Source organism: Polaribacter sejongensis (assembly GCF_038024065.1).
Taxonomy (GTDB): Bacteria; Bacteroidota; Bacteroidia; order Flavobacteriales; family Flavobacteriaceae; genus Polaribacter; species Polaribacter sejongensis.
In genome coordinates this window covers 841,392-859,272 of sequence record NZ_CP150667.1, presented here as the reverse complement: position 1 = coordinate 859,272, position 17,881 = coordinate 841,392, and the positions used below count along the sequence as shown (strand labels likewise).

Here is a 17,881-nt window from a genome sequence, read left to right as displayed (position 1 = left end):
AAAATATATTTAGTAAGAAAGCAATAAATACTTGAAACTTTTTGGATTCCTTAATGCTTTTTATAGCTTTTAATAATCCTATAATTGATAAAATTAGAATTACAAAAGCCAGAATTCCTACTAAATTTGAAATAATATAAGAATTGTCATCATTCATATATACAGACAAAATAGCAATAGCTATTGTGAATACAAAAGAGAATAATGAATATTTAATTGATAAAACCGCGTTCATTTTAATCTAAAAATTTCGCATTTAATTCAGGTGTCGGAATCATGCACGTTTCTTTTTTACCAAACCATTTGTAACGGTTTTTAGCAATATAATCGTAAACATAATTTCTAAATCCTTCTGGTAAGAATAAAAAGATTTGACTTAAACTCCAAATTCCTCCAAAGTCATTCATTATTTTTAAAGCTGCAGTAGATTTTACTTCATAAGAAACACCAGGTTCATACAAAACAATAGAATCAATCTTAGTAATGTCAATTCCTAGCTGATTGATAATTTCTTTCCCTTTATCAGACTGTAAGGCTGTAAATAAAAAGATGTTTTTAGTATCGTATTTAATTACTTTTAAGACAGAATCGTTACATAAATTACAAAAACCATCAAATAAAATAACCTTTTTGTTTTTTGGTAAATCAATCATTTTAGCATTTCAATATTAAAGAAAACAAAGATACTTTATCTTTTTTCGAAACAGATAAAAATTGATAATGGTTTCTAAAGTAGTTTTGTTTTAAAGAAAATACAGGTATCTTTAAATGTTTTAAAAAAAAGTTAATTTTCTTGTAACATTTTTTTTAATGAGACGTCTTATGTTAGTATTCGAGTAAATAACGCTTTATTTTATGTAAAGATTTTTACTTTAAATATTTTAGCTTAAAATTAACCAACCAATGATTAGAATAGAAAAACTACACAAATCTTACCCGATAGGTAAAGATTCTCTACATGTTTTAAAAGGTATCGATTTACATATAAAAGAAGGCGAATTTGTTTCTATTATGGGATCTTCTGGTTCTGGTAAATCTACTTTATTAAACATTGTTGGTTTATTAGATGAACATGATGAAGGTGATTATTACCTAAACGGACAATTAATAAAGAACTTAAATGAGAAAAAAGCAGCAATTCTTAGAAATAAATTTTTAGGATTTATTTTTCAGTCTTTTAATCTAATCTCATATAAGACAGCTTTAGAAAATGTTGCATTGCCTTTGTATTATAAAGGAATAGCAAGAAAAGAACGTTTAGAAAAAGCCTTAGAATACTTAGAAAAAGTAGGTTTAAAGGATTGGGCTAATCATTTACCAAATGAACTTTCTGGAGGTCAAAAACAACGTGTTGCCATTGCAAGAGCTTTGGTTACAAAACCAAAAGTTGTTTTAGCAGATGAGCCAACAGGAGCATTAGATTCTACAACTACAGATTCTGTAATGGATTTGTTAAGGGATATTAATAATGAAGGAATGACGGTGTTTGTTATTACGCACGAGGAGGAAGTTGCAGAGCAAACCAAAAGAATTGTACGTTTAAAAGACGGTCTTATTATTAGTGATGAATATACAAATGTATCTAAAACAGTTTAATTATGTTTGATTTAGATCGTTGGAGAGAAATATTTCAAAGCATTAGTAAAAACAAGTTGCGTTCTGCGTTGTCTGGCTTTACGGTTGCGTTTGCTATTTTACTTTTTACGTTACTTTTTGGTATTGGTAACGGACTTCAAAATACCTTTAAAAATGAATTTGCAAAAGATGCTATGAACTCCATTTATATTTGGAGTAATAACACCACAATCGCTTATAAAGGAAACCAAATAGGTAGAAAAATTCAGTTTAAAAATGATGATTTTACCTATATCAAAGAAAATTATGGAGATAAAATTCAAACCATAAGTCCAAGAATTCAGAGGTCTGAGAATGTTGTTTATAAAGATGAAAAAGATAATTACACGATTAGAGGTGTATATCCAGAATATTATGTGTTAGAATCTGCAGAAGTAACAGAAGGACGTTTTTTAAATTATAGAGATATACAAGAAAGAGGAAAAGTTGTTGTAATTGGTAGAATGGTAGAAAAAGATTTGTTTGGTCAATTAAGTGCTTTTGGAAAACAAATAAATATAGGAGGAATTATGTATAAAGTTATTGGTGTTTTCTCTGATCCTGGAGGAGATAGTGATGAGAGATATATTTACACACCATTTTCTACAATGCAAAGAATGTATGGTAATAATGATTATGTAGATGAATTTGGAATTACTTATAATCCAGATTTAAGTATAGATGAAGCCATTGCGTTTAGTAGTGAGTTGCATAGAGAATTAAAGAAAAAACATAATGTTTCGCCTAATGACCAAAGAGGAATTGGTTTAGATAATTACGCTACAAATAATAAGGAAGTATCTGGGATGATGTTTGGCTTAAGCATTTTAATTCTAGTAATTGGTTTTGGAACCCTAATAGCTGGAGTTGTTGGTATTAGTAATATTATGGTGTATATCGTTAAAGAAAGAACCAAAGAATTAGGAATTAGAAAAGCAGTTGGTGCAACACCAAGTATGATTGTTGCCATGATAATGCAAGAAGCTGTTTTTATTACTGCAATATCTGGTTATGCAGGTTTACTACTTGGAATAGGTATTTTAGAAATAGCTGGACCAAGTTTAGAAAAATACTTTATTTTAAACCCAAGTGTTTCTCAACCTGTAGTTATTGGAGCAACCTTAACACTTGTTTGTGCAGGTTTAATTGCAGGATATTTACCCGCCAAAAAAGCAGCAAAAATTAAACCCGTAGTAGCACTAAATTCAGATTAATTATGAGATTTTTATTTGAAAAAGATACTTGGCAAGAAATTTACGGTAGTATTCGAAAGAATAAAACTAGAACTGCAATCACCATTTTTGGGGCGTTTTGGGGAATTCTATTATTGGTAGGTTTATTAGGCGCAGCCAAAGGAATAGAAAATAGTTTTAATAGTATGTTTGGTAATTTTGCTACTAACAGTGTTTTTATGTCTGGGAGTAGAACTTCAATGCCTTTTAAAGGTTTTCAAGAAGGACGCCAAATTAGTTTAAGATTAAGTGATGTAGATAAAATTCGTTCAGAAATAGAAGGTATTCAGTTTGTAGTGCCAAGAAATGCAACTGGCGGACAAGTGGTTCATGGTTTAAAAACTGGTAATTTTACCATTTTTGGAGATTTTCCTTTAATAGATGAAGTTCAAAAAAAGAACCTGATAGAAGGTAGATTTATCAACCAAAGTGACATGGATGAAAATAAAAAGGTTTGTGTTATTAGTGAAGGTGTTTATAAAGAGCTGTTTGATAGAAATGAAGAGGCTATAGGTGTTTACATAAAAGTAAGTGGTATCAATTATAAAGTTGTTGGTGTTTATGAAACGAGTCAGTTTGAAGGAAAAAACAACATTCACATACCTTTTAGTACCTTTAAGTTAGTGTATAACAAAGGCGATAAATTTGAATGGATGGTTGTAACCGGAAAAGAAGAGTTTGATATTGTTCAATTAGAATCTGATGTGAAATTATTATTAAAAAATTTACATAAAATTCATCCTGATGATAACAGAGCGTTTAGAGGATTTAATTTAGGCGAACGTATAAAACAGGTTACAGGCTTTTTAACAGGAATGCAATTTTTAACATGGTTTGTTGGTATTGCAACCTTAATTGCAGGTGTTTTTGCAATTGGTAACATTTTGTTGATTACTGTTAAAGAAAGAACAAAAGAAATAGGAATTAGAAGAGCTTTAGGTGCAACGCCTAATAAAGTAAGACAACAAATTATATTAGAATCGTTATTTTTAACACTGTTAGCAGGTTCTTTGGGAATTATTGCTGGTGGATTAGTTTTAATGTTATTAGATAATTTTGTAGAATTTCTTGTAAATCCTACAGTAGATATTCCTATTGTTTTAATAGCATATGCAGTATTAGTATTTTTAGGAACATTAATAGGATTTATACCTGCGTATATGGCAACAATAGTGAAACCAATAGACGCATTAAGAGAAGAATAAAAAAAAATCAACTAACAAGAATAAATAGAAGATAAATGAAAAAAGTAATCATTTTTGGAGGAATAGCTGTTGCATTAATAGCAGTACTAATTTGGTTTGGTAAAAAGAACAGTGCATCACCGATAGAATACAAAACAGAAAAAGCTTTTAAAGCAACAATCGTTAAAAAAAGTGTTGCTACTGGTAAAGTTACTCCGTTAGAAGAAGTAGAGATCAAACCACAAATAGCAGGTATTATAGATAAAATTGTGGTTGAAGAAGGCGCAATTGTAAAAGCAGGAGATTTGTTAGCAACAGTAAGAGTTGTACCAAACGAACAATCTTTAACAAGTGCAAAAGGACGTATTAATTCTGTTCAAATTCAATTAAATAATTCAAAAATACAATACGACAGAAATAAAAACTTGTTTGAAAAAGGAGTTATTTCTCGTCAAGAATTTGAGTCTTTAGAACTTTCATATAATCAAGCAAAAAACGATTTACGTAACGCTCAAAATGATTATCAGATTATTAAAAAAGGATCTGCAGGTTCTTCTGGAGCAAATACAAATATTAGAGCAACAACTTCTGGGATGGTAGTAGAAATTCCTGTTAAAAAAGGATATCAAGTTGTAGAAACAAATGGATTTAGTGCAGGTACTACAATTGCTACGATTGCAGACATGACTAAAATGATTTTTGAAGGAAAAGTTGATGAATCTGAAGTTGGTAAATTGGTTAAAGGAACAGAAATAGAAATTTCTTTAGGAGCTATCGAAAACAAGAAATTTCCAGCAGTTTTAAATTTTATTGCACCAAAAGGAACAGAAGAAGCAGGAGCAGTTCAATTTAAAATTAAGGCAGATGTATCTTTAGATGATGAGCATTTTATTAGAGCAGGTTACAGCGCAAATGCAGAGATTGTTTTAGAGAGAAAAGACAGTGTTTTATCTATTAAAGAATCTTTATTACAGTTTGATAGAAAAACGGAATTGCCTTATGTAGAAATTAAAAATGCAGAAGGTACATTTGATAAAAAAGATGTGAAATTAGGAACGTCAGACGGTGTAAATGTTGAAGTTTTAGAAGGTGTTACTAAAGATGATGATATTAAAATTTGGAATCAAACTTCTAAAGAAGATGATAAAGACAATAATTAAGAATTTTTAAAATTCTATTTAAAAAAGGGGCTCAATTTTGAGTCCCTTTTTTTGTTTTTGATAATTAAGAAATGAATAATAATGTTCTTAATTTATAAAAAATAAAATATTTAATTTTCATTTATTCTTTGATAGACAAAGAGTTTAGGTTTGGTTGGAGTGATAAATAAATTATTTTTTTATCTTCAAGCAACCTTTTTAAGACTTCTGTAGTCTATATATTTGTAAGGCAGTTAAAAAGAAAACGAGAGGCTTGAAAATTATAAAATTACATAACAAACAAAAATCGCTCATTAAAAAAGCGATAGACAACAATAGGGAAGCGCAACAACAATTGTTCGAGCAACATTCGCCTAAAATGTTGGGAGTTTGTAGGCAATATGTAAAAGATTTGCACCATGCAGAAGATTTACTATTACAAGGCTTTTTAAAGGTTTTTACCAACTTACACAGGTTTAAACACGAAGGTAGTTTTGAAGGTTGGATTCGCAGAATTATGGTGAATACTTGTATTTCTTATCTCCGTAAAAAGAATTTAATTGATTTGTCTGACGAAGATTATGTTTTTAATGATGCAGCAACAGAAAGTTTAGAAAACACATCTGTAGAAGATATTCAGAAATTGATAGATCAATTGCCAGAAGGTTATAAAATGGTGTTTAATTTATATGCGATAGAAGGATATAAACATTCAGAAATTGCAGAGAAATTAAATGTTTCAGAAAGTACCTCTAAATCGCAATTATTTAAAGCACGTAAATTATTGCAACAGAATTATTACAAAATGAATACAGTGAGCAATGGAGACAAATAATATAGATAAAAATATAAAAGATAAGTTAGATAATAGAACGATAAATCCATCGGCTTCTGCTTGGGAACGTTTGTCTGCACAATTAGATGAGCAACCAAAGCAAAAGAAAAAAGGATGGATATTCTATATGGGAGCTGCTGCTAGTGTTTTATTGTTAGTAAGTGTCGGTTTTCTATTTTTGAATAAAAATGAAGATGTTGCACCATTAGAAATTATTGTTGAAAACCCAATTGATACGATAACAATTGATGCGAAAATTGATCAATTTATAAATGAAGTTCCTGCAGAAGAAGCAATTGTTAAGATTGATGAAGTAGAAGAGAAGCAAGTAGAAGTTTCTAATAAGAATGTCATTCCGACAAAGGAGGAATCTAAAAAATCTATCAATAATTCTATAGTTGCAACCAACAAAAACAATAATATTCCGACAACGGAGGAAGTTATCGAAACAGTGGTAGCAGTATCTGAGGATCATCCGACGAAGGAGAAAATAATCAATAAAGAAATCTTAAAACAAGACCCAAATAGTAGCATAAAAATTAATAGTGATGATTTGTTATTCGCGGTAACACATTCGTCAACCGAAGTAAAGGAGTATTATGCAAAACTAAATTTAACAAGGGAAGATGTTTTAAGTACGATTAAAAATGAGCTTAAAAACTCTAATATTAAAGTGAGTCCAGAAGCTATTTTGGCTGAAGTAGAGCGCACGATTGGAGAAGAAGATTTTCAGAATAATTTCTTACAATCTTTAAAGAAAAGAGTAACAGATATTGCAACTGCTATTGCAAGTAGAAACGATTAAATTAAATCACTTTCTGTGGTAGTATAATTAAAAGACGTTTTAATTGAAACTAGTTAGCGAAAGGATTTTATCAAACAAAAACAATTTTTTAAAACATACAAGATGAAAAGAATACTACTAATATTAGTGTTGTTAAGTACAACTATTGCCGTGTCTCAAGAAACAATTTTTGAGAAAGAAGTAAATAAAATATCTAAAAGAATAGAGCAAATTACAACAACTCAAAAAGATTCATTAAGAATAAAAGTGGTTGCTATTGATGAAAGGCTAGAGAAAGGAGAAATTACAAAATCGATTTCAAATACCTTAAAGAAAGAGGTTGCTTCTTATCATGCCAGAAGAATTGAAAAATTAGTAGGAGAACAAGAGCGTTTGTTGCAATTATTGGTGCAAGATAAAACCAATGGTAGAATAGCGAGTTCAGATGAAGAAAGTGAGTTTGATAATGACGATAATACGTTTACTGTTGGAAAGAAAACATTTTCATTTAGCTTAAATAATGATGATAAAAGTGAAAGAATAGAAAAGAGAAAAAGAAAAATGAATAGAAGAACTACCTCTCAGTTTGTGTTTTCTATGGGTGTTAATAATGTTTTAAATGACCATGAACTATCTTCTTTAAATGATTCTGATTACAAGTTCTGGCAATCTCATTTTTATGAGCTAGGTTGGACGTGGAAAACAAGGTTTACTAAAGAACCATCTAAATTGTACTTTAAATACGGACTTTCTTTTCTTTGGAATAATTTACGATTAGATAATAATAGTATTCATGTAAAAGATGGTGATATAACAGAAGTCCAAGTTTTTGATAACAAATTATCAGAAAGTAGGTTGCGCCATGTGCAAATGAATTTTCCGATGCATGTAGAATGGGATTTTTCTAAAAATAAAACGGATAAAGATGGTTTTGTAAAAGATAGAGCAAACAAATCTGTTCGTTTAGGTCTTGGAGGTTTTGTTGGTTTTAAATTAGGAGCAAGACAATATTTAGAATACAAAGATGAAAACAATGTTGAAGTTGAAGAAGTGCAATTCAATAATTTTAATATGAATACTGTTAATTATGGATTAAGTGCTTATGTAGGTTATAAGTCTACCAGTTTTTATGTGAAATATGATTTGAACCCTTTGTTTAAAAATACCGAAATTAGAAACATTTCTATGGGAATTCGTTTAGATTTAGATTAAATCCTTAAAGATAATATTACTGATGTCAATTTTTTGTGAGTTTTATTGAGTATTTGATAATTTTAATGAATAGAATTTTGGTATAAATCATTTTAAAATAACAAAAAATAGGACATCAGTAAAAATAACAAATTTGAATTTTTTTGTTAAAATACAAACAAAAAGACTGTAAATTTACTTGCTTAAAACATCTAAATTAAGCAATAATGAAAGTTGGAATTCCTAAAGAAATTAAGAATAACGAAAGTAGAGTTGGTATGACACCTGCAGGTGTTTTTGAGTTGACTAAAAAAAATCATACTGTTTACGTACAATCTACAGCAGGTGAAGGAAGTGGTTTCTTTGATGCGGACTATATTAAGGTAGGAGCAACTATTTTACCTACCATAGAAGATGTTTACAGCCAGAGTGAAATGATTGTAAAGGTAAAAGAACCTATTGAGTCTGAATATCCTTTAATTAAAGAAGATCAAATTATTTTCACGTATTTTCATTTTGCATCATGCGAGCCTTTAACAAAAGCAATGATAGAAAGTAAATCTATTTGTATTGCTTATGAAACGGTAGAAGATAGTGAAGGAACATTGCCTTTATTAACACCAATGTCTGAGGTTGCTGGTAGAATGGCAATTCAGCAAGGTGCTAAATATTTAGAGAAACCAATTAAAGGTCGTGGTATTTTATTAGGAGGTGTACCAGGAGTTGCACCCGGAAAAGTATTAGTGTTAGGAGCCGGAGTTGTTGGTGTACAAGCAGCAAAAATGGCGGCAGGTTTAGGAGCTCACGTAACTATTATGGATATTAATATGAAACGTTTACGTTATGTTAACGATGTATTACCTAACCATGTTACCACTGCTTTTTCTAGTGAATATAGTATTAGACAGTTGATTAAAACACACGATTTAATTATTGGAGGTGTTTTAGTAAAAGGAGGAAAGGCTCCAAAATTAATTACTAGAGACATGCTTAAAGATATGCGACCAGGAACTGTTATTGTTGATGTTGCCGTAGATCAAGGAGGTTGTTTTGAAACAACGAAAGCAACAACACATGAAGACCCAACATTTATTATTGATGATGTTGTACATTATTGTGTGGCAAATATGCCAGGAGCTGTACCTTATACATCTACTATTGCATTAACAAATGTAACATTACCGTATATTAAAAATATTGCGAATAAAGGTTGGGAAGAAGCTTGTGCTACAGACGCATCTTTAGAAAAAGGATTAAATATTATAAAAGGAAAGATTGTATACAAAGAAATTAGTGAAGCTTTTCATTTAGAAGCTTTTGAAGCATAATTTTAGTTACCATATTATTGATAAACCTCCAGTGTTGTTTTGTGTTTCAACCTGGAGGATTTATCAAGCTTTTTTAAATTACACTATTATTAATAAAAGTGTAATTCTTTAAAAATATTGAGAAGAATTTTACTTTTGATGTAAAGAAATAGAAGTATCTACATTTTTTTACCTAGAATTTTCTACTTTTACTTAAAGTTGATAAGAATAAATGTTATATATAATGCTAATTATAAAAAAGTTATTATATTTGCACCCTTAAAAATAAACAATAAATATTTAATTTATGAATCATTACGAAACTGTTTTCATTTTGAATCCCGTTTTATCTGATACTCAGATAAAGGAGACAGTACAAAAATTCGAAGATTATTTAGTTTCCAAAGGAGCTGAAATGATCTCAAAAGAGAATTGGGGCTTAAAGAAATTAGCGTATCCAATCCAAAAGAAAAAAAGTGGTTTTTACCATTTATTTGAGTTTAAAATTGCAGGAGAAGAAATCTCTGCATATGAGTTAGAATTTAGAAGAGATGATAGCGTTATGCGTTACCTTTCTGTTAGATTAGACAAACATGCAGCTGCTTGGGCAAAAATTAGAACTGAACGTGTTAAATCTACAAAAAAATAAGAAATGGCATCAATAGAACAACAAGCAAAAGGCGGTAAATCTGCTGACGTTAGATATTTAACGCCGTTAGATATAGACACTAAAAAAGAAGCTAAATACTGTAGATTTAAGAAAAAAGATATCAAGTATATCGATTTTAAAGATGCAGACTTCTTAATGTATTTAGTAAACGAACAAGGTAAAATTTTACCAAGACGTTTAACAGGAACTTCATTAAAATATCAACGTAAAGTTGCGCAAGCAATTAAAAGAGCGCGTCATTTAGCGTTAATGCCTTACGTTGGAGATATGTTAAAATAATAAAGAGGTAGAACATGGAATTGATATTAAGACAAGACGTAGAAAATTTAGGATTCAAAGATGATATCGTAGACGTGAAAAACGGTTATGGTAGAAACTTCTTAATCCCTACAAGACAAGCAGTTTTAGCTACTTCATCTGCAAAGAAAGTTTTAGCAGAGAATTTAAAACAACGTGCTTACAAAGAAGCTAAATTAATTGAAGACGCTAATGTTATAGCTGAAGCAGTTAAAGGATATGAAATTAAAATTGCATCTAAAGTTGGTTCAGGAGACAAATTATTTGGTTCTGTAAACAACATCGATTTAGCTGCAGCACTTGCAAAAGCAGGAACAGACTTAGATAAGAAATTTATCAAAGTTGTTGGTGGTTCTGTAAAAAGATTAGGTAAATATGAAGCTTCTGTAAGATTACACAGAGCAGTAGTTGCTGAAATAACTTTTGAAGTTATTGCTGAATAAATAACAATTGTTAAATAATTGTTAAGAACTAAAAGTCTACTTTAACGAGTAGACTTTTTTTTTGCTTTATTTTTGGTTATATAAACTTAAATCCAAAAACATGAAGCAAAAATTATTTTTTTTATGTTCATTTATTTTAATGTTTAGTTTCGCTGCAAACGCACAAACAACAACATCAAAAATTAACGGAACTATTACGGACAATTCTGGAGAACCATTATTTGGAGCAACTATTGTTGCTTTGCATACTCCTACAGGTACCGTATCTGGTACAACAGCACAAGATAATGGTAGATACGCGCTATCTAACTTAAGAATTGGAGGCCCGTATACGATTACAATTAGTTACCTAGGTTTTAAATCTAATAAGATAACAAATATCTTTTTAACCTTAGGTAAAACCTCAAATATTGATGTTGTTTTATCTGAAGACAGTAACACTTTAGAAGAAGTTGTAATCAGCTCTGGTAAAAATGCTGTTTTTAATAACGATAGAACAGGAGCACAGACCAGTATTAGAACTAAAGATTTAAAGGTATTACCAACGATATCTAGATCTGCATCAGATTTTACACGTTTAGACCCTTCTGCTTCAGGTGGATCTTTTGGAGGGAGAAACGACCAATTTAATAACTTTACATTAGATGGTTCTATATTTAACAACCCATTTGGTTTAGATGCAGCAACACCTGGTGGACAAACAGCTTCTCAGCCGGTATCTTTAGATGCTATAGAGCAAATTTCTGTTTCTACTGCACCTTATGATGTTACTTTATCTGGTTTTACAGGTGCTTCTGTAAATGCAGTAACCAAAAGTGGAACAAACACCGTAACAGGAACCGCATACGGATATTACAGAAATCAAGATTTTACAGGAGGTAAAATTAAAGGGGAAAGTATTTTTGTTCCTAAATTATCACAATCTCAAGTAGGAGCTAGTATAGGTGCACCGATTATAAAAGATAAATTATTTGTTTTTATAAATTTCGAAAAAGACAATAGATCAGATTTAGGTCAGTCTTGGTTGCCAAACACAGGTTCCGGAGCTATTAATGAGTCTAGAGTTTTAAAATCAGATTTAGATGAAGTTCAAAGCGCATTAGCAGGTATTGGTTACAGTACTGGTGCTTATGAAGGTTTTACGCATGATTCTAACAGTACAAAAGGGTTGTTTAAGTTAGATTGGAATATCACTAAAGATAATCGTCTATCATTTGTTTATAATTTTTTAAATGCCTCTAGAGATTTACCAGCGCATCCAACAGCACTTGGTTTTAGAGGTCCAAGTTCTCAAATGTTACAATTCGAAAATTCTGGATATCAAATTAATAATAATTTGAATTCATTTTTATTAGAATTAAATTCTACTGTTACAGATAATATAACAAACAAGTTTCAAGCAGGATATACACATTTCGATGATTTTAGAAGTCCTAAATCGGCTCCAATGCCAGCATTTAGAATTCAAGATGGTAACGGAGGAAATTACATAATTTCAGGTCATGAACCTTTTTCAATTAACAATACATTAGATCAAAAAGTTTTTCAAATTACAAATAACTTAAATATCAGTAATGGAGATCATAACTATACAATTGGTTTTTCTTTTGAAAAATTTGAATTTGAGAATTCCTTTAATTTAGGAGCATACGGTTTTGGAGATGCAAGAGGTTATGTTGGTGCATTTGGTGGAGATTTTGCTAATATGGATGCCTTTAGAACAGGAGTTTCTAATGGTCTTTTAGCGGATGCTATGGCTGCTGCACAAAGCACATTTACCACTAATAATGCCAATGATTCTTGGGCATTAGCAGAAACAAATGTTGGTCAGTTTGCTTTTTACGTACAAGATGATTGGAATATAAACGATAATTTTAAATTATCATATGGTGTTCGTTTTGATAAACCTTTATTTTTCAATTCTGCAGATAAAGCGCAAGACGTAATAGATAAAAGTTTTTACTTACCTAATAATCCATATACAGACCCTGCTACAGGAGAAACAGTATTATTTGATTCTACTAAAATGCCAAATAACAACTTCTTAGTTTCACCAAGAATTGGTTTTAACTGGGATGTAAATGGAGATAGCTCATTTCAATTACGTGGTGGTTCTGGTTTATTTACAGGACGTTTTCCTTTTGTTTGGTTAGGTAACCAAATAGCAAATCCTAATGTGTATTTTTACCAAGTTGTAGATCCTGATTTTAAATTCCCACAAGTTTGGAGAACAAGTTTGGGAGCAGATGTAAAATTAAAAGATGGTACTATTTTAACTACAGATCTTTCATACACAAAAGATATAAACGGAGCACATGTGCAAAACTGGGGTTTAAAAACACCTACAGGAACTTTGGCAGGTGGTATAGATAATAGATTAGTATATACAGATACAGACAGAAGCCCAAATTGGGGAGGACCAAATGATAAATCAAATGCTTATGTATTTACCAATTCTGATAAAGGAAGAACTTTAAATGCATCCTTAAAAGCACAGAGAAATTTTGATAATGGATTGTATTTAATGGCAGCTTATAATTACTTAAATTCTAAAGATGTAAACTCTATTGAAGCAGAAATAACAGGAGATGCTTTCGATTTTAATCCAGTTTTATCTAATGCAAATGATGCAACATTAGCACATTCTAAATATGGAGATACACATCGTTTTATTGCGGTAGCTTCTAAATCTTGGAATTATGGAACAAATGATAAATGGACAACCACAATTTCTTCTTTCTATGAATTTGCAAAAGGAGGTCGTTTTAACTACACATACGCAGGTGATATTAATAATGATGGGTCTAACTTAAATGATTTAATTTACATACCAACAGATAGCCAAATAGACGCAATGACATTTAAAGCACCAGTAAATACTGGAGACTTATCTATTCAAGATCAAAAAGATGGCTTAAGAAATTATATCAATCAAGATGATTATTTAAGTGATAGACAGGGAGAATATGCAGAACGTTATGGTGCATTATCACCTTGGAGAGGAAAAATGGATGTAAAATTTATTCAGAATTTAAAATTAGGAAACAATAATTCTTTAGAGTTTACTATAGATATTTTAAACTTTGGTAATTTATTAAACTCAAACTGGGGCTTAGTGCAACAACCTGATGCAGTACAATTATTAGGTGTTACTGTAGATAATACAGGTTTACCAACCTATAGTTTTAATTCAGACTTAAAAGAAACTTTTGTATATAATTCTACGTTACTTTCTAGATGGCAAGCACAAGTTGGTTTAAGATATTCTTTCTAAATCAATAAAGAATTCAGATATTTGAACCGCCCATAATTGGGCGGTTTTTTTTTACCATAAATTATGAAATATAGACAACTTACCAAAGAACAATTCGAAAGCTTACACGAAGACTTTGCTCGTTTTTTAGCAACCCAAAGTATAGACGTTAAAGAATGGAATAAAATAAAAGAAGAAACACCACAAGTTGCAGAAGAGGAGATGAATGTTTTTTCTGATGTTGTTTGGGATAATGTGCTAACAAAAACAAACTATGTAGAACATTTTTCTAAAACCTCTGTAAACCTGTTTAAGTGTGATGCAGAAGAAATACATAGAATTGCTATTAAAGTTACTTGGGATATTAATTTACTAGAACAAAAAGGATTTGAGTGGTTAATGCAAAATCCTATGGATAATTCTGTTGAGATTTTTAAAGGCACAAAACCTTATAATAAAGAGGACAGAAATAGTGAAATTTTCGATTTAATAGAAAAAGGTAGCTCTATTTCTAAAGGAGAAATTTTTGAGTTTTTTAGTCAAATAACGTCTTAGTTTTATAGAAGCTATTTCCTATTTGGAATTTATCTTGTGCGTAGTAGAAAGACAGTATCTTTTTCGTACCTTAAAAAGTATGTTGTTTCAATCAAGGCTAAGTTTAATTGCATATTAACTGATTTAACTAAAAAAGGAATCTCAAATTTATTTTGAGATTCCTTTTTTTTATTTGACAAGTTTTGCTTTTTAAACAAATATTATTCTTCTTGTAAAGCCTTACGAGCTTGTTTTATTGTTAGAGTACTTCCATCATGGCTCCAACCTGGTGCGGCAAATGCATACATAAATTTATGATACCAGTTTTTAGATTTTTTCATATCATTCCAAATATCTTTATATTCATGTGTTAGAATAACAAACGGATTATAAGAATTTGGTGGGTGCGTAACTCCGTATTTGATGTCAATATTTTCGTCAAATTCTTTAAAAGTACCAAACATTCTATCAAAAGCGTTTAAAAATCCACCATGATTTTTATCCATATACTCAAAATTTTGAGCATGATGCACTTGGTGCATGGTATGTGTATTCAATATTTTATCTAAGAAACCTAATTTACCAATGTAAACGGTATGTAATTGAAATTGCCATAAAGCTTCAATACCTAAACAAACGACTAACATTTCTGGTGGAAAACCAATAGCAACAATCCAAACATAAAAGAAAGGTTTGTAAAGAATGGTAAACCATCCGTTTCTAACGGCGGTTCCTAAATTAAAATTATCCGAAGAATGGTGTACAATATGTGCCGCCCATAAAAAACGAACATTATGATTTTGTCTGTGAAACCAGTAATAGCTAAAATCGTCTAATACCTGACAAATAAGCCAAATATACCAAGCATAACCAAAAGATTCATACCCCATAATATTTGTACGAACTCCATCAACTAAAGGATTGAATATTTCATAGACAAAACTAAAAAGTACAATTGCCGCGATTGTTTTTGTTAAAGGAGCTAGAATAGCAGAACCAATACCCATGGTAAGGCTAGCTGCTAAATCTTTCCATTTATAAATTTTCTTCTTTTCTTCTTTTTTATTGTGCTTACTGTATGTTAATTCGACTAAAATAAGTGCTAAGAAACATGGTACACCATATACTAGTGGGTTTGTAAAATCCATTTACTTTTTTAAAATTTTTGATAAAACTAAGGTAAAATATGGAAACAGCTATAGGTTTTAACATTAGTTATTGTTAAAAATATAATAAAAAGTTTAAAAAGGAAAATATTAATTTTTAATCTATAAAATTTAATAAAAAAAATGTAATTATAAACTGGTTTTGTATTTCATTAACATTAATATATCTACAAGTCATTGAAATATTCGTAAATTTGATGGTTATAAAATCCTTATTATTAAAAATAATCGAAAGATGAATTATAAACATTTACTAAAAGTAATTAAAGATAACACTAGTCGATTTACAACTAAAGAAGCTGTTTTTTATAAAGATGAAGCTTCACAAAATTGGAAAGGTATTTCTTGGGATTCTTTTTATTTTCAAATTCAACAAGTTTCTAAAGCTTTAATCAATTTCGGAATTAAAGAACAAGACAATATTGGTGTTTTTGCTCAAAATATGACCGAGTGGATTATGGCAGATTTAGGGATTATGGGAGTAAGAGCGGTAACCATTCCTATTTATGCAACGAATTCTCAAAAGGAAGTGGAATACGTTGTAAACGATGCAGAAATTAGTGTGTTGTTTGTTGGTGATCAAGAAGAATTTGATAAAGTAGAATTAATATCTGAAAATAATAAATATCTAAAATTAATAGTAGCCTTAACTAGTACTGTAGATTTAAGAGGTCATAAAAATGCTGTTTATTTTACTGATTTTATAAATGCAGAATTTCCAAAAAGCATTGAAACTGAATTAGAAAAACGTCATTCAGATTCTAAACTAGATGATTTAGCAAGTATTATTTATACATCTGGTACAACAGGAGAACCAAAAGGAGTAATGTTAGATCATAATAATTTTGCATCTTCTTTAAAAGCACATGAAGCAGAGTTAGATGTAGATGAAAAAGATGTGTCTTTAAGTTTTTTACCTTTAAGTCATATTTACGAGCGTAGTTGGGTGTTTTTCTGTCTACAACAAGGAATTCAGGTGTATTTTAATCAAGATCCTAAAAAAATAGCAGATGTTTTAAAAGAAGTGAAACCAACATTAATGTGTACGGTTCCTAGAATTTTTGAGAAAATTTTTGCGGCTATTCAAGAAAAAAGAAAAGAAGCTTCACCAACTAAAATGAAATTAGCAAGTTGGGCATTGGGAGTTGGGAACAAGTATCACAATACCTATCGCCGTTTTGATAAAAAAGTACCCTTAATGTTAAAGCTAAAGCACAAAATAGCAGATAAATTGGTGCTTAGTAAATTACGTGATGTCTTTGGTGGAAATATAAAATTTATGCCTTGTGGAGGAGCACCTTTAGTACCAGATATGGTTTCGTTTTTTCATTCATTTGCATTAAATATAAAATGTGGATATGGTTTAACAGAAACAACTGCTACCGTAACGTTATTCGGAAATCAGTTTTTTGAATTTAATTCTGCAGGTAAACCAATTTCTGGAACCGAAATTAAAATTGGAGCTAATGATGAAGTTTTAGTAAAAGGTCCTGGTGTTATGAAAGGATATTATAAAAAGCCGGAAGCTACTGCTGAAGTTTTTGATAATGGTTGGTTTAAAACCGGTGATGCAGGAAAAATTGATGAATTAGGAAACTTAGTAATTACTGATAGAATTAAAGATTTAATGAAAACTTCTGGAGGAAAATATATTGCACCTCAAAAACTTGAAATGGCTTTAGTAAGTGATTCTTTTATTGAGCAAATTGCTGTGATAGGAGATCAACAAAAGTATGTTACAGCTTTGGCTGTACCTAGTTTTGAGAATATTAAAAAATATGCAGAAGAGCATAAAATTAGTTTTAAAGATATTGAAGATTTGATTGCTAACAATCAAATTAAAACGATGTTAGAAAAACGTTTTGAAGAACTGCAAAAAGAGTTTTCTAAGTTTGAGAAAATTAAGAAATTCACCTTATTACCAAAAGAATTTAGTATTGAAGCTGGAGAAATTACGGCTACTTTAAAACTAAAACGTAAAGTAATTTATAAAAAATACAAAGCACTTATTGATAAAATGTATGCTGAGTAAATAGTGTTTTTATTTACTGTTTGTGTAAAAGGCATGTGAGATTTCTCAATCGCTTAAAAAAGCTCATTTCGAAATGACAGTTGAGTGTTTATTTTAATTACGATATAAAACATACAGTTTGTCATTCTGAAGTATTAAGAATTCATAATATATTAAGCTGAATATGAGATTTCTGAATCGCTTAAAAAATGCTCATTTCG

General features: G+C 30.1%; 16 protein-coding genes. 14 read left to right on the top strand and 2 right to left on the bottom strand.

The window, feature by feature from the left end; translation table 11 throughout:
• Nucleotides 1-236: 236 nt before the first annotated feature.
• Nucleotides 237-653, bottom strand: a complete 417-nt coding sequence (locus WHD08_RS03325) for a thiol-disulfide oxidoreductase DCC family protein (protein WP_208889232.1) — start codon at nt 651-653, stop codon at nt 237-239.
• A gap of 250 nt (nt 654-903) precedes the next feature.
• Between WHD08_RS03325 and WHD08_RS03320 the strand changes: the two genes are divergently transcribed.
• From WHD08_RS03320 to WHD08_RS03260, 13 genes are all read left to right on the top strand, one after another.
• Entirely contained in the window at nt 904-1,596 is a 693-nt protein-coding gene (locus WHD08_RS03320; RefSeq protein ID WP_165733212.1) for an ABC transporter ATP-binding protein, read from the top strand.
• A gap of 2 nt (nt 1,597-1,598) precedes the next feature.
• Complete coding sequence (locus WHD08_RS03315) at nt 1,599-2,828, top strand: ABC transporter permease (RefSeq protein WP_208889233.1); 1,230 nt, start codon at nt 1,599-1,601, stop codon at nt 2,826-2,828.
• A 2-nt stretch (nt 2,829-2,830) separates the two neighbouring features.
• Nucleotides 2,831-4,051 carry an ABC transporter permease gene (locus WHD08_RS03310; RefSeq protein WP_165733210.1) on the top strand — a complete coding sequence of 407 codons (1,221 nt, stop codon included), beginning with the start codon at nt 2,831-2,833 and terminating at the stop codon, nt 4,049-4,051.
• A 35-nt stretch (nt 4,052-4,086) separates the two neighbouring features.
• A complete protein-coding gene (locus WHD08_RS03305) occupies nt 4,087-5,190 on the top strand; it encodes an efflux RND transporter periplasmic adaptor subunit (RefSeq protein ID WP_208889234.1) in 1,104 nt (367 codons plus the stop codon).
• A 253-nt stretch (nt 5,191-5,443) separates the two neighbouring features.
• Nucleotides 5,444-6,004: an RNA polymerase sigma factor gene (locus WHD08_RS03300; RefSeq protein WP_208889235.1), complete on the top strand. Its 561-nt coding sequence runs from the start codon at nt 5,444-5,446 to the stop codon at nt 6,002-6,004.
• A complete protein-coding gene (locus WHD08_RS03295) occupies nt 5,991-6,809 on the top strand; it encodes a hypothetical protein (RefSeq protein ID WP_208889236.1) in 819 nt (272 codons plus the stop codon). The genes WHD08_RS03300 and WHD08_RS03295 overlap by 14 nt, the downstream gene beginning before the upstream one ends.
• A gap of 102 nt (nt 6,810-6,911) precedes the next feature.
• Nucleotides 6,912-8,000, top strand: a complete 1,089-nt coding sequence (locus WHD08_RS03290; RefSeq protein ID WP_208889237.1) for a hypothetical protein — start codon at nt 6,912-6,914, stop codon at nt 7,998-8,000.
• Nucleotides 8,001-8,206: 206 nt separating this feature from the next.
• Nucleotides 8,207-9,307, top strand: coding sequence for an alanine dehydrogenase (gene ald, locus WHD08_RS03285; protein ID WP_208889238.1), 1,101 nt, complete (start codon nt 8,207-8,209; stop codon nt 9,305-9,307).
• A 286-nt stretch (nt 9,308-9,593) separates the two neighbouring features.
• Nucleotides 9,594-9,935 carry a 30S ribosomal protein S6 gene (gene rpsF / locus WHD08_RS03280; protein ID WP_165733203.1) on the top strand — a complete coding sequence of 114 codons (342 nt, stop codon included), beginning with the start codon at nt 9,594-9,596 and terminating at the stop codon, nt 9,933-9,935.
• Nucleotides 9,936-9,938: 3 nt separating this feature from the next.
• Nucleotides 9,939-10,235, top strand: a complete 297-nt coding sequence (gene rpsR / locus WHD08_RS03275) for a 30S ribosomal protein S18 (protein WP_068452452.1) — start codon at nt 9,939-9,941, stop codon at nt 10,233-10,235.
• 14 nt (nt 10,236-10,249) lie between these two features.
• Entirely contained in the window at nt 10,250-10,696 is a 447-nt protein-coding gene (rplI, locus tag WHD08_RS03270; RefSeq protein WP_165733202.1) for a 50S ribosomal protein L9, read from the top strand.
• A 100-nt stretch (nt 10,697-10,796) separates the two neighbouring features.
• Nucleotides 10,797-13,970 (top strand): TonB-dependent receptor, encoded by a 3,174-nt coding sequence (locus WHD08_RS03265; protein ID WP_208889239.1) that lies wholly within the window; start codon nt 10,797-10,799, stop codon nt 13,968-13,970.
• Nucleotides 13,971-14,033: 63 nt separating this feature from the next.
• Nucleotides 14,034-14,504 carry a DUF6495 family protein gene (locus WHD08_RS03260; RefSeq protein WP_165733200.1) on the top strand — a complete coding sequence of 157 codons (471 nt, stop codon included), beginning with the start codon at nt 14,034-14,036 and terminating at the stop codon, nt 14,502-14,504.
• 200 nt (nt 14,505-14,704) lie between these two features.
• On the opposite strand, the gene WHD08_RS03255 is transcribed toward WHD08_RS03260, so the two are convergent.
• Nucleotides 14,705-15,631: a sterol desaturase family protein gene (locus WHD08_RS03255; RefSeq protein WP_165733199.1), complete on the bottom strand. Its 927-nt coding sequence runs from the start codon at nt 15,629-15,631 to the stop codon at nt 14,705-14,707.
• 253 nt (nt 15,632-15,884) lie between these two features.
• Here WHD08_RS03255 and WHD08_RS03250 point away from each other — a divergent pair, with 253 nt between their 5' ends.
• Complete coding sequence (locus WHD08_RS03250) at nt 15,885-17,681, top strand: AMP-dependent synthetase/ligase (RefSeq protein WP_208889240.1); 1,797 nt, start codon at nt 15,885-15,887, stop codon at nt 17,679-17,681.
• The last annotated feature ends 200 nt before the right edge of the window (nt 17,682-17,881 follow it).

What these genes read in the sequence shown, in the direction of transcription:
- WHD08_RS03325 (WP_208889232.1), bottom strand. Translation starts at nt 653, where the DNA reads ATGATTGATTTACCAAAAAACAAAAAGGTTATTTTATTTGATGGTTTT.
- WHD08_RS03320 (WP_165733212.1), top strand. Translation starts at nt 904, where the DNA reads ATGATTAGAATAGAAAAACTACACAAATCTTACCCGATAGGTAAAGAT.
- WHD08_RS03315 (WP_208889233.1), top strand. Translation starts at nt 1,599, where the DNA reads ATGTTTGATTTAGATCGTTGGAGAGAAATATTTCAAAGCATTAGTAAA.
- WHD08_RS03310 (WP_165733210.1), top strand. Translation starts at nt 2,831, where the DNA reads ATGAGATTTTTATTTGAAAAAGATACTTGGCAAGAAATTTACGGTAGT.
- WHD08_RS03305 (WP_208889234.1), top strand. Translation starts at nt 4,087, where the DNA reads ATGAAAAAAGTAATCATTTTTGGAGGAATAGCTGTTGCATTAATAGCA.
- WHD08_RS03295 (WP_208889236.1), top strand. Translation starts at nt 5,991, where the DNA reads ATGGAGACAAATAATATAGATAAAAATATAAAAGATAAGTTAGATAAT.
- WHD08_RS03290 (WP_208889237.1), top strand. Translation starts at nt 6,912, where the DNA reads ATGAAAAGAATACTACTAATATTAGTGTTGTTAAGTACAACTATTGCC.
- ald (WP_208889238.1), top strand. Translation starts at nt 8,207, where the DNA reads ATGAAAGTTGGAATTCCTAAAGAAATTAAGAATAACGAAAGTAGAGTT.
- rpsF (WP_165733203.1), top strand. Translation starts at nt 9,594, where the DNA reads ATGAATCATTACGAAACTGTTTTCATTTTGAATCCCGTTTTATCTGAT.
- rpsR (WP_068452452.1), top strand. Translation starts at nt 9,939, where the DNA reads ATGGCATCAATAGAACAACAAGCAAAAGGCGGTAAATCTGCTGACGTT.
- rplI (WP_165733202.1), top strand. Translation starts at nt 10,250, where the DNA reads ATGGAATTGATATTAAGACAAGACGTAGAAAATTTAGGATTCAAAGAT.
- WHD08_RS03265 (WP_208889239.1), top strand. Translation starts at nt 10,797, where the DNA reads ATGAAGCAAAAATTATTTTTTTTATGTTCATTTATTTTAATGTTTAGT.
- WHD08_RS03260 (WP_165733200.1), top strand. Translation starts at nt 14,034, where the DNA reads ATGAAATATAGACAACTTACCAAAGAACAATTCGAAAGCTTACACGAA.
- WHD08_RS03255 (WP_165733199.1), bottom strand. Translation starts at nt 15,631, where the DNA reads ATGGATTTTACAAACCCACTAGTATATGGTGTACCATGTTTCTTAGCA.
- WHD08_RS03250 (WP_208889240.1), top strand. Translation starts at nt 15,885, where the DNA reads ATGAATTATAAACATTTACTAAAAGTAATTAAAGATAACACTAGTCGA.